This is a genomic window from Amycolatopsis rhizosphaerae, from assembly GCF_007713715.1.
Taxonomy (GTDB): Bacteria; Actinomycetota; Actinomycetes; order Mycobacteriales; family Pseudonocardiaceae; genus Amycolatopsis_E; species Amycolatopsis_E rhizosphaerae.
In genome coordinates this window covers 1-10767 of sequence record NZ_VJWX01000238.1, presented here as the reverse complement: position 1 = coordinate 10767, position 10767 = coordinate 1, and the positions used below count along the sequence as shown (strand labels likewise).

Sequence of the window (10767 nt, the reverse complement as noted above, 5' to 3'; positions counted from 1 at the left end):
GCGTCGGCACGGGGCCGACAGTGTCGTATTCCATCTCCGAACGCGTGCTCGGCGAGAACGCAAGGCGTGCCTGCCCGCAGATATTTTCGGGTTCCGACCAGGTCGCGCCTTCTCCCGGTCATTTCAGTGCAGAGCCCGCCATAATCGGCGCCGCCACAGGGACATGAACCCCCCGAGGACCGAGCGGACCCACGTCCCCAACCTGGTATATGCCACCGACCTGCAGCTTGCCTAAAAATTTGTGAGTTTGAAGGGCGTGCGACGGGCGGATGAGCGGGATGCCTGTGTGCGCAGCGGGTTGACCGAACATGTCCGGAACCGTGGCCAGCCCCTGCCCGGGGAACTCGTGGGATCGGGCGTTCGACTTGGGTGTGGCGGGGCGCAGACCTGTGCGGCGCGGGCCCGGAACCGGTAGGGTCGCCATCGCGTCTGATCGGTTGCGCGTGACGAGGGGGCACCGATGACGCGATGCTCGCGGCCGGTGACGGCCAGATCAAATGGGTGGTGACCGACACCGGCGAACTCAGGGTCGCCCCGCACACGGTGAACGGCGAAGAGATCAGCCACGCCGCGATCGCCAACGGCTCGAACGTCCGGGCCGCCGGGCAGGCGAACGTGGCGGGCAGTTCCGACGGGGGCTACTTCGGACTGGACATCGACAACCACAGCGGACACTACTTCCACAACGTGGATCACAGCGGCGACGCGGTGATCCAGGAAGGTGTGGACGCGTTCGAACGGCACGGCGTGCCCGACACCTGGCAAAGGAGTCCCGTCGGTGGCTGAGTCACTGGAATCTCTCCGCTGGCTGGACTCGGCGGCGCAGCGCGAACACCTGCTCGCCGACACCGGTCGTGATGCCAACTGGTGGCTCGGCCTGATCCAGCAGGCGACCCTGCGGGCGACCGATCCGGAGGCGACCGAAGAAGCACGGCGTAGCTGGACGGTTCTCGCGGTGACCCTGCTCGACACGGCGCTGGAGAGCGGTGGGCTGGCGGATCGTGAGGTGGTGACGCGGAAGGCGAAACTGAGCCTGGCTCTGGCGCGCCACGGCAGGCCTGAGGAGTTCTCCGCCGCGCTCCGGCCCGGCCTGGTGGCCCGCGAGTGCTTGGCCCTCGCGGAGATGACACCGGACGAGGCGGCCGCGACCCCGTGGCGGCCACGCGCCGAGGACGTCGAAGTGATGCGACGCCTGCGGAAGGTGCGCAACGTGGTGGCGCCCGCCGTGGAACTGGCCGCCTACATCGAGGACGAATCCACCAAGCGGGAAGTGGACGCATGGCGCGCCGTACTGCCGAAGCTGCCTTGATCTGGTGGCCGGGCGCGGCGGGAAGGGGCTTTCGCACAACCCGGTGCACGACGCCGGAACACTGCGGAAGCAGCTGATCACCTAAGAGCGTCCTCACTTGGATGGTGGGGGAGAGGTGCGGGCAAGATCATGACTTGTGATGGACGAGTTGTCGCGGAGGCTGGTGCCCGACGAGTTGTGGGCGCTGGTGGAACCGCTCGTCCCGGCGGGAAAGACGCGCCCACAGGGCGGCGGAATGTCCCGGGTGGACGATCGGGCGGTTTCACGGCGATTGTGTTCGTACTGACCAGTGGGTGCGCCTGGCGGCATCTACCGCCCAGCTTCGGGGTCAGGTGCTGTCCGACCGGACCGGCCTGCCCCTGACCGTCGCCGTCTCTGCGGCCAACACCCACGACAGCCACGCACTCAAACCCCTGGTCAACGCGATCCCCGCCATCCGCTCTCGCCGCGGACCACGACGCAGGAAACCCGCCAAACCGCACGCCGACAAGGCCTACGGCATCCCCGCCCTGCGCGACTGGCTCCGCCAGCGCCGAATCATCCCGCGCATCGCCCGCAAGGGCATCGAATCCACCGAGAAACTCGGCAAGCACCGGTGGGTCATCGAAAGAACGATCGCCTGGCTGACCGGCCACCGGCGCCTGACCATCCGCTACGAACGCAAACCCAGCCACTACCTCGCCTTCCTCACCCCCGGCGCCGCCATCACCTGCTACAAGAAACTCACCAAATGAGACAAGATCTTAGCTCGACCCTAGGGGTCTTACTAGAACATGTGTGCCTGGATGAAGGCGACGAAGTAGGACCGCGACGCCTGAAGGCGTGCAAGGACCACCCGCATCGCGGGGGGTCCTTTTGTTTGTGACCTCTGCGCTGGTTGCTCCGGCCCGCTGACCTTGGATGGCGTGGAACTCGCCGAAGGGCTCACGGAGCTCACCGTCTGTGATCTTGTCGTCCTCGATGTAGAGGGCGTGGAAGATCGCCTGGTTGAGTAGGCGCCGCTGTTGGTCGTTGCAGCGCCGGTACAGCTTGTCGTGCGCCTCGCGCTCACGCCCGGCGGCGTGGACCAGGACCTGCTTCGCCTTGGACACCGGCGGATCGAGCGGCCGATGTTCCCGTTCGACCCGGACATGCCCGCACCCGCGCTGACCCCGAGCTGCTGTGAACCTGCGCATCGAGCTGAGCACGGACACCGTCGACGGCGCGGTGACCGCGGACGCGCTGGGCGCCGACCGGATCGAGCTGTGCTCGGCGGGGGAGCTGGGCGGGCTGAAGCCGGGGCCCGGCCTGCTCGCGGCGGTGCTGGCGCGGGGCCACCGCGCGGAGGTGCACGTGCTGATCCGCCTGCGGGAAGGGGACTTCCGGTACTCGGTGTCCGAAGTGGACGCCATGCTGACCGACGTGCGGCACGCGGCGACCTCCGGTGCGGCCGGGGTCGTCGTCGGCGCGCTGAACGCGCGGGACGAGCTGGACCGCGCGGTGCTCGCGGACCTGATCGCCGCGGCGGACGGGCTGCCGGTCACGGTGCACCGGGCGATCGACGTGTGCGCGGACCCGGTGGCGGCGGTGGGCACGCTGGCGGCGCTGGGCGTGCGGCGGGTGCTGTCCTCGGGCGGCGCGGCGCGCGCCGAGGACGGGGTGCCGGTGCTCCGGCGCATGGTAGCCGCGGCTGGCGGTGCGCTGGACGTGATGGCGTGCGGCGGGATCCGCCCGCACAACGCGCGGGTCATCGCCGAGGCGACGGGCGTGCGCGATCTGCGCGCGGGCCCCGCGCCGGAAACTCCCGGCGCCCCACCGTCAGCGGTGGACTACAACACGCACGCGGTGCTGGACGGGGAGGCCGCGAGGGCGCTGGTCGAGACGCCCTGCTGTCCGGTGCCCTCGGCGGCCGTGCCCCGCCGGGACGGGCCGTTTCGGCGCCGGGGTTCCGTGGTGGTCCCGGCCGCCGGTTGCCGGGCCGATCCCACAGCCGAATTTCGGACCGAGTCGCACCACCGGGTTCCCGAGGCGGTCCCGACCATCGGTTCCCAGACCGAACCCGGCCACCGGTCCCCGGGGTGGCCTCACCACCAGGCCCCGAGCCGACCCCCACCACCGGATCCCGGGGTGGCCGCGACCGAAGCCGCCGCCACCCCGCGCCGTGACCGGCCGGGCCGGTCACCCGGCCGTGCGCCTCCGGATTGGGCGCACGGCCGCGGCGTAGAACTCCGCCGGGTCCTGGGCGAGGCCGGCCTTCGTGGTCCGGCTCCACTCGTCCGCGAGGACCTCGACGGCGCCGTCGGCCAGGCCGTCGAGCGCGGCCCCGATGACCTCGCTCGGCTTGAGCTTGGGCCCGTCGTAGTCGCGCGTCATGTCGGTGGCGGCGGAGCCGAGGTGCACGCCCAGCACCTGCGTGCCCTGCCCGGCGAGTTCGACGCGCGTGCCGGCGGTCAGGCTCCACTCCGCCGCCTTCGCGGCAGAGTACGACGTGGCCCCGTCCCAGGAGAACCAGGACAGTACCGACAGGACGTTGATGATGGCCCCGCCACCGTTGCCGCCGAGGATGTCGGCGAAGGCGCGGGTGACCGTCAGCGTGCCGAAGAAGTGGACCTCCATCTCCCGGCGGACCTGCGCCAGGTCGCCGCGGATGAGGTTCTGGCCGGTCGCGATCCCGGCGTTGTTGACGAGCAGGGTCACGTCCCCCGCCTGCTGGGCGGCCCGCTCGATGCTCTCCGGGTCGAGCACGTCCAGTGCCACGGGCACGACGCCCGGCGTCGTGATGGTGCTGGTGTCGCGCGCGGCGGCGTACACCTTCTTGGCGCCCCGCTCCCTCAGCTGCTCGACGAATTCCCGGCCGAGGCCGCGATTGGCCCCAGTGACCAAAGCGACCGATCCCGCGATCTCCACCATGGTGTCCTTTCCTGTTGTGGTTCCGATCGCAGGGTAGAATCTGACACAGATGTCAGGTTCTACGAGAAGTGGCGGAGGTTACAGTGAGCGAAGCAGACCAGCGGATGCGCATCGGCGAACTGTCCGCCCGCACGGGCGTCAGCATCCGCTCGCTCCGGTACTACGAGCAGCGGGGCCTGCTGACCTCCACCCGGACGACGGGAGCGCAGCGGCTCTACCCGGAAGACGCGGTGGACCGCGTGCGCATGCTGCGCCGGCTGTTCGACGCCGGCCTGTCGAGCGAGACGATCGCCGCGCTACTGCCGTGCGTCGACACCCCCTCGGACGACATCACCGTGGAGACGCTGGAGGTGATGCGACGCGAGCGGGAGCGGATCGACGCGCAGATCTCGGCCCTGCTCACCACGCGCGACCACCTCGACGCACTGATGGCCGGGGCGGCGGACCACCTCGCCCGGCAGCGTGACGACGCACTCGCCGCCACGGCCTGAGCGAGCGGCCGTTCCACCACCTTGCGGCGGTGGAACGGGGAGTCGCTCGAACCGGCCGTCGGGTCCTGAGCACCTCCCCGGGCTTCAGACCAGCGCGCCCTGGAGGAGGTCGGCGACCCGCTGCCGACCTTCGACACGTGGTTGCAGACCAAGCAAGCCGACCTGGCCCCGGCGATCGCACAGGAGGCCGGCCGGTGGGCGCGGCACCTAGTCCTCGGAGGCCGTTTGCGGTGGAGACCAAGTGCGGGTCACTTGTCCGACTATCGCCATGTCTCCCGGGAAGTACACGCCCGAAGGATCGAGGGCCCGGGATTCGGGGAAGAGTAGGTTGGAGACCGCGAACATCGACATCCCCCGCAACTCGATCTTCATGTCAGAGAATTTCTTCTCGAGTTCGCTCTTGGCGTTTGTCACGACCTCTTTTTTCATCTGAGCGAGGGTTTTCATCCCAAAAATCTTGTGGATGGGGTACTTTATGCCCACTTCTGGCGATATGGTCATGTCGTCGAAGGTCACCTTGAACGTTTTCGGATCGATCCGGGCTGTACTTTGTGCACTGAAAGAGCACGAGAGGGTCACGTCATCCCAGTCCACGCTGAGGCGCACGTCGGCGTCACCCGCACTGATCACCGGGTGACGGCCCTGGTACGGGAACGACTCGGTCCAGGTGCGCTTGTAGTTCAGCGACAATGCGGTGAGATCGAAGGTGAGTTGGAGCGGCTGGTAGTCGAAGGTGACCTTGGCGTGCGGATAGACCGAAGTCGTCTTTCCGCTTTCCCAACCTTCCTCGAGTTTCACCGGCAGGTCGCTGACAACCTTCTGGCCGGTGAAAGCCCCGGAATACTGGTGGGTGTTGGGATCGACCCTCACCGTCGCGTCGGCGACCTTGTGCAGCGCCGGAAGCACCTCGTTGTTCCAGAGCAGGTCGGCGGAGAAGTAGACCGCGGCGTCGAAGTCGGCGCTGACCGGCCATGCGGCATCCGGCCAGGACTGGCGCATTCCGTGCACCGGCGGCACCCTCGTGGAGGTGAGGACGTAGATGCCGAGAATCGACGGCCAGTCGTTGCGGTGGCTCGGCGGAGGGGTGAAGGTGCGGAAAGCGAAGTTCCGCGGCTGTAGGTACTCCTGATCCGACTCGAATCGCAGTGAGCCCAGCAGCCAGGGTTGAAGTTCCTGTTTTTTGAAATACTCGACGATCTCGTTGCAGAAGGCCGTGTCGACCTGAGGATCAAGGACGATGTTCTCGAACGCGAACACGCCCCGCGCAGGATCGATGTGCACGGCGTGGAACTTGTCGACATCGCCGGGCAGCTTCTGCAGTTCGGCTTTGGTTCGAACCATGACCGGTTGGGAACTCGTGCTTTCTATGCCCTTCGTGTCCTCGCCGATCGGCGTGTCATTCCGGTAGGTGGTCGTGGTCAGGGTGCCCTCGAGCAGCGGAATGCCGACCTCGGCCGATTGTTCGGCGTCGGCCATGAACTTCAAGGACGGCGGACCGGCCTTGGCTTCGAGATGGTACCGCACGCTGATCTTTCCGGGCAGGACCTGGGTGTGGCTGATATCGATGTTCTGGACGAACATCCGGTCGCCGTGGAAGGCTGCGTCTGTCTCGGCCCGCCAGCGTTGATTCCAGAGATCGTTGATCCGGTCGACGGACACGAAGCTGGCCACATCCCAACCGTCCGTGAGTGAGCAGCCCTTCAGCAGCCCGAGGAAGTGGGACGGGTCCGGCCCCGGACCGGCTGCCGCGAACGACGGTGCGGCATACATGGCACGCATCCGCCCGGCGGGTGGGGCGGAGTACATCGCCTCGACATGGAATCTCAGGATCACCGTGGTGGTCGGGGACTCGAAGGACGCGCCCGCGTTCTCCGGTGTCCTGGGCAGCAGGACGCGCCAGTGCTGGAATGGCGTCGGCTTGGTGAAATACCCACCCCACTCCTTCGCGGGTTCCGTTCCGATGATCGTCCGATCGCTCGCGATGTCGTAGACTACGTGCCAATCGCGGGAGATCATCCGGTACGTGAGAATCTCGCGCCGCAGACCGCGGTCGTTCATGGGCGCGCCGGCGGACACCAGTTGGACGTGGCACTGCCCCTTGGCGGTCGAAACGCCTTCGAGCCGGACGTCCACCGCGTTGATACGGACGCGAGCCAGTGCGTTGAGGAGGTCGCCATGAGTCGGTGAGATGGCGATCTGCGCTCCAGCGCCGGACATCAGGTCCTCGACCGGCACGTTGTCCACCCTGATCTCCACGGGTTCCCGGAGATCCGTCGGCGGATACGGATAGGTCCCCAGCGCCTCGACGGCGCTCAGTGCCTGGGCGGCGAGGTTCTCCTTGATTTCCGCGATGTCGAACCGCCTGATCAAGGAGGGACCGCTCAGGTAGTGGTAGGTCATCGAGTCGTCCATCAGTGCCGCGATTTCGACGATCCGGTTCAGCGCTCTGTTCTGCGACAGCTGCAGCATGGCCGTCAATTGGCCGAGGTCGGCGAGGTGGGCATGGTCAGGAAGGCCCGACGGCTTGTCCAGGCCGAGTTTGAGCGCGCGCAGCCTCTCCGCCTGGCGCTGTGAAACGGCGCGGGCGGTGGACTCGGTGAAATTGTTGAACTGCAGTCTTACCTTCTGCTCCTCGACCTCGTTGAGCGACTTGGCGATCGCCACCAGGTTACGGACGGAGGCGACGAACCGCTCCACCTCCGGCCTGATCAATTCCTCCGCCGGGCGCACCTTGGCCTCGGCGTCGTTCATGAAGACTTCCCAATCCGTGTCGTTCGGCGGCTCGGCGAAGGTGCTCGGCGTCGAGTTGTCCAGTTTGACCACTTGTTCGATGCTGTCGGCCAGTTTTGTACCAGACTCGATCAGCTTGTTCGCGGTTTCCGCAAGTTTCAGGAAGGACTCCCACTTTTTGAGGGTCTTCTCCATGCCCTCGGCAGCCCCCGCCACCTTGAAGCCGTAGAGGCCGGTCATCAGTCCGCCGAACACCTCGACCAGGCCACCGACGAACTCGAAGACCATTTTGGTCTCTTGTTTCCGGGATTCCTCGGCGATGGCGTCGCTCATCGCCTTTTGCGCCTCCTGCAGATTCTTCAGGAACGCCTGGTACTGCGTGCGCAACTGTCCTTCACGTTGGCTGAGAACCAGCATGGCCTCGTTGTTCTTGTTGATGACAGCGTTGTGGGCGTCGACCAGGTCGTCCTCTTTCTTCGCCAGTGCTTCGTTCTGCGTGACCATGAATTTGGCCGTCTCACGGAGCAATGCATCTCTCTTCTCGTCGCTAAACTCACGCTCCCGGGCCAGGCCGAAGTTGACCAGCATTTCGTTGGCCTGACGGAGTTGCGTCGCGTAGGTGTCCGCGACGTCGAGGAGTTTGTTGACTGCGTCCTGGAAAGCCGTGAAACGCAGCGACGGCACCTGCGGCACCACCTGCTCGGTTGGCTTACGCGGATCAGGCGCCGAGCGGGCCAGCGTGGTGGCGAGGCCGTAGAGCGAGACCACGCGGTCCGGTGGCAGCTTGCGCGCCGTGGTGAAACTGTCCGTGATCTGCCGAAAATAGCCGATGAGCCACTGCAGAGACTGCCAGGACTCGACCGCGGTCTGCTTCAACCCGGGCGACAGGATCGCCTGCGGACGCAGTGCCGCTGCCGAAGTCAGCAGCAGCGTCTCAAGACCGGTCTCGATCGTGTCCCTGCGCCACCGCGCATCCGCCGTCGCTGAGGCGTCGGTGAAGAGCTCGACCGGGTACTTTCCGCCGAAGAAGCTGTCGAATGCCACCTGCTTGTCGTCTGGCCTCAGGGAGACGGCGTCGTCGGCGAACACTACTCGCCGTGAGGCCGGATCTTCGGCCGCTTCGAAGGCGCACGTCCCGCTCATTGAGCCGCAGTACAACTGCAGCGGATCCCAGGCGCGTGCCGAAAGCCGCACGGTCGGGACCGTTCCGTCCTGCGTTCCGACGATCAGCAGCCGGCAGGTCAGGGTGACTGTGCTGAGCGAAGAGAGGTCGATCGAGTTCCGCAACTCGATGACGTCGGCCACGACAGTGAGATGCCGCACGGCTGATCGGTCGGTCTTGGCCGTGTTCCAGAAGTCGTCGAGTTTTACATAGGGCTGCGTCAAGCTGACGTACGGGGACCAGAGGGCGCAAGCGGGAGTGGCCGTGGTGAACGGCTCGTACAGGCTGGCATAGGAAACCGAAACATCACTGGACACCGCCGAGGTGCCGCTGCCCTCGGACCCGAAGCGGGCGATGGCGGCCTGGGTGGTGACCGTGTCGATCAATTCGCCGACCGGAGTGGGAACAGGCGGCCGCGGGGCTTGAACCCCCGCGGCCGACACGTCGGCCATGGAAACGAGATGTGCCCCCGTGCAGGTCAGACTGCTGATGGCGGTGCTTTTCCGCACGGCTTCGTCGTTCAGCAGAAGACTGAAGACTGATTCCTTGACTCCATAGACCTGGTCGCCGAGAAGCGGCTGCAGAGCCGAGAAGGACGGGTCGCCGGAGGCCAGCCTCGGCGCGGTTGCGTACAGCAGGAAGTTCTTTGATGTGAAGTACCGGAAACTGAGTGCGTGCGCGTCCTCCCAGCCGCTCCTGTCCATGGCGGCACAGATGAGCTCGAACTGCTTCCTGGTGTAGACGAAGATCTGGAACGCCTCGTCGCCAACTGAAAGGCTCTCGACGAGGTGGGAGCCGAGAGTGTTCTCCACCGTGTCAAGGATGTTCCGGACCGCGTCCGGGGAGAACGAGTCCCCGTTGAGCGCAGGCTTCAACCGTCCTCGGACTTCGTTCATCTCATCACGGCACCGCGCGAGGACGGAATCCCACATCTGCCGAGTCTGCGGATCCGAGAGGTTGATCTCATTGTTCTGCACCTTCCGCGGGACGCGGACCAGAACGAAACTGCGATCGGCGTTGTCGTCCGCGTCCTCCACCCGGACCCCGAACTTTTCCGCAAGTTGCTGGCGGATCGTCGCGGACTGACGGCTGTGCTTCTGCATGACCGCAGCTCCGGCGAAGGACGTGGGGCGACCGTGGAAGGTGAACGGTGCGAAGAACTTCTCGACCAGTTCGGTCCAGGTTCGGCACGGTGCCAGAATGGGGAAAGGCCCGAAGGAACACTCCTCCGGGTGCCCGCCGGCGATCACCCGGTCGACGGGTCCTCGGAATCCGTCCGTCAGGGGCTCGTTGAAAACGGCAGTACTACCGTCGGACGCGATCCCGGCGAGCGCGTTGAGTTGCTGCCCAGGAAAGAGACTGGCCTTGTAGGCGAAGGTTTCCATCATCGACTCGTTCTTTAAGGCAAGACGGGAAGAGAGTTCATGTGGGGCGCTCTTCGACCATGCGGTCCGCAAGCTCGCAAGCGTCCATACCTCGAACTCTATCGTGGGATCTTCCGGGCCGGGAGCAGTCGAAAGTCCTTTTGATCTGTCGCCGTTCAGTTGAATCATCCTCGTATTAGTGAAATTAACGCGGAGTGACTATTGAGGGGCTGCCGGCGGTGGCGCGGTCCGATGTCGGGCTTCGTGGCTTCGAGGTGACCGGCGTCGAAGCCGGGCTTTCGGGGATGAGTCGGACGCGGCGGGGTCAGTCGCCTTGTAAACCCGGGGGTACTGGTGTTGTCACGTGTCCAGCTTCGCTTCGGGCGGCCGTGTAGATGGGGTTATCTTCATTGAGTTTTTGGTGAGTTGGCTGTGCTCGAAATGGTTGAGGGTGGGTGCTTTGATGATCACCCCGATCCCGGCACCGTAGTGTCCGTCGGGTTGCGGTCAGGTCGTGGGCCGAGCCGGGTTCGACCTCGGAGACAACGCCGACCGTCCAACACAATCTTGCTGAGATCATGTCATTGAGGTGATCTCAGCAAGATCGTGTTGGGTGAGCCGGGGTTGGGTGAGCCGGTGTGGTGGGTTTGACTGGTCCTGTGACGAGGGGGGCGTGGAGTCCCTGGTAGAAGACATCTCGCCAAAGAAGATCTTCACCGAAGGACTCCACGTGATTGCCTATCGTGCCATGCTCGACGTGCCTCGTGAACTGGCCCTGTATGTGAGTCGGCTGCTGCGGGCCGAGCGGTGTCGGCGTGGTAC

5 protein-coding genes and 2 pseudogenes are annotated in these 10767 nt (G+C 65.7%); 5 read left to right on the top strand and 2 right to left on the bottom strand.

All coding sequences use genetic code 11. The annotated features are described in order from the left end of the window. The first annotated feature begins 468 nt into the window (after positions 1 to 468). The 4 genes and pseudogenes from FNH05_RS22010 to FNH05_RS21995 form a co-directional block, all read left to right on the top strand. Complete coding sequence (locus tag FNH05_RS22010; RefSeq protein ID WP_144590605.1) at positions 469 to 786, top strand: hypothetical protein; 318 nt, start codon at positions 469 to 471, stop codon at positions 784 to 786. Beyond that, positions 779 to 1309 (top strand): hypothetical protein, encoded by a 531-nt coding sequence (locus tag FNH05_RS22005; RefSeq protein WP_144590604.1) that lies wholly within the window; start codon positions 779 to 781, stop codon positions 1307 to 1309. The genes FNH05_RS22010 and FNH05_RS22005 overlap by 8 nt, the downstream gene beginning before the upstream one ends. Positions 1310 to 1448: 139 nt before the next feature. Further along, positions 1449 to 2043 (top strand): annotated as a pseudogene (locus FNH05_RS22000) (transposase). Between the two features lie 427 nt (positions 2044 to 2470). Continuing rightward, a pseudogene (locus tag FNH05_RS21995) lies at positions 2471 to 3007 on the top strand (copper homeostasis protein CutC); the annotation flags it as partial. A gap of 459 nt (positions 3008 to 3466) precedes the next feature. On the opposite strand, the gene FNH05_RS21990 reads toward FNH05_RS21995, so the two are convergent. Then, positions 3467 to 4198: an SDR family oxidoreductase gene (locus FNH05_RS21990; protein ID WP_425458474.1), complete on the bottom strand. Its 732-nt coding sequence runs from the start codon at positions 4196 to 4198 to the stop codon at positions 3467 to 3469. A gap of 83 nt (positions 4199 to 4281) precedes the next feature. On the opposite strand from FNH05_RS21990, the gene FNH05_RS21985 reads away from it, so the two are divergent. Continuing rightward, the gene (locus tag FNH05_RS21985; RefSeq protein WP_246127878.1) at positions 4282 to 4689 is read left to right on the top strand and encodes a MerR family transcriptional regulator; all 408 of its coding nucleotides are present in this window, start codon (positions 4282 to 4284) and stop codon (positions 4687 to 4689) included. Between the two features lie 207 nt (positions 4690 to 4896). Here the strand turns inward: FNH05_RS21985 and FNH05_RS21980 are convergent, their stop codons facing one another. Continuing rightward, complete coding sequence (locus tag FNH05_RS21980) at positions 4897 to 10134, bottom strand: hypothetical protein (RefSeq protein WP_144590603.1); 5238 nt, start codon at positions 10132 to 10134, stop codon at positions 4897 to 4899. Between the last annotated feature and the right edge of the window lie 633 nt (positions 10135 to 10767).

What these genes read in the sequence shown, in the direction of transcription:
- FNH05_RS22010 (WP_144590605.1), top strand. Translation starts at nt 469, where the DNA reads ATGCTCGCGGCCGGTGACGGCCAGATCAAATGGGTGGTGACCGACACC.
- FNH05_RS21990 (WP_425458474.1), bottom strand. Translation starts at nt 4,198, where the DNA reads ATGGTGGAGATCGCGGGATCGGTCGCTTTGGTCACTGGGGCCAATCGC.
- FNH05_RS21980 (WP_144590603.1), bottom strand. Translation starts at nt 10,134, where the DNA reads ATGATTCAACTGAACGGCGACAGATCAAAAGGACTTTCGACTGCTCCC.